The 1235-nt window shown below is 60.0% G+C and carries 2 protein-coding genes; one reads left to right on the top strand and one right to left on the bottom strand.

All coding sequences use genetic code 11. The annotated features are described in order from the left end of the window. Positions 1 to 651 (top strand): hypothetical protein (locus NW863_RS13080; RefSeq protein ID WP_414366885.1); only part of this gene is annotated, 651 nt, incomplete at its 5' end. On the opposite strand, the gene NW863_RS13085 is transcribed toward NW863_RS13080, so the two are convergent. Next, positions 648 to 965, bottom strand: coding sequence for a hypothetical protein (locus tag NW863_RS13085; RefSeq protein ID WP_414366886.1), 318 nt, complete (start codon positions 963 to 965; stop codon positions 648 to 650). The two genes, NW863_RS13080 and NW863_RS13085, sit on opposite strands and share 4 nt — an antisense overlap. Positions 966 to 1235: the final 270 nt, after the last annotated feature.

Genomic DNA, 1235 nt, shown 5'->3' on the forward strand with positions numbered 1-1235 from the left:
CTAGCCTCGACTCTCCTTCTAGCAAGCTGTGGGGGGTCTGGGGGGACAGTGCCACCTCCGGTCAATGTCTGCGAGCAAGCCTTTAGCCCAGAGTTTTTCGCATCAATTGGCCTGCGCCGCCAAGGAGATAGCCGCAGCGGAACCTTGGGGCCGAATAGCCTTTTGGAGTTCTACTTCGATAGCGCTGGCGAGGTTCAAAATGCCCGGGAAGTTCCACCGCCTCCTGGCACCTTCACCTTTTACTCAGATGGATTTCTCTACTTTCCTTCTGCAGCCAACGTTACCGGAGTTACCATCCGCCTAACCAGTTCAGTCTTCGATCCTTTGCTGGCCATCTCTGGCTTTGATGCCAACAGGAACTCTGATCCGGAACTCATCTTTATCAACGATGACGCAGCTCCTGGCAATTTCACCACCTCTGAGCTGACGATCCCAGTACGGCAAGACCGCTGTTACTTAGTGCTGGTGCAAAGCTACTGGGCCCAGAATGCCCGCAGCTCTGCTCCGGGTAGCCCTGGCCGCGGCCCCTACACCCTCGAGGTGGTCAGGGAAACCTCTGCCACTCCTCCTCCTCCCCCCGCCATCCAGCAGAAGCCGGAGGATCCGGAGAACGGCGGTGGCGGCGACCGAGGCGGCGGCGTGGGTATTTAACTCTGGCGGAAGAGCCTGATGGCAAAGCTGGCGCTGCCACAGGTAGCTGTGCCGCGAATGGAGCGCCCGTCAGGGCTGACAGTGCCACTCCACGTGATGGTTGGAGTACCGCTGCCCCCTATCCTGCCGCTGACAGAAAATTGGTTGCCGATGAGCTGGCCGCTGCGCTCCGCAAAACCGGGAGAGGAAACCCTGAGCTGGTTGCCGTCTTGACGAATGGAGACGGTTTCCTGGATACCGGTTGCAACATTAACCTTACACAGGGATCCCTGCCAGACAAAGGATCCTCCCTCGTAGAGCCACTGGCCGCTCAAGGCAAGCTCTGCCGCAGGCGTTGGCGTTGGTGGAAGTGGTGTCGAGGTGGGCGGCGGGGGTAGAGTTGGGGTAGGGGTAGGAGTGCGAGGAACAAGTGGCGTCAATCGAGGGGTAGGAGTAAGCGTTGGTGTTGGCACCGGAGTGGGAGTGGGTGTCGGTGCCGGAGTTCGAGTAGGCGTTGCCACCGGGGTGGGAGAAGTTGTGGGTGACGCAGTTAGAGACGTCCTTGCAACAGACCTCTGAGCTCGGGGGGGAGAGGGAGGGCGGCA

Source organism: Synechococcus sp. B60.1 (assembly GCF_047462555.1).
In the GTDB taxonomy this organism is placed as follows: Bacteria; Cyanobacteriota; Cyanobacteriia; order Thermostichales; family Thermostichaceae; genus Thermostichus.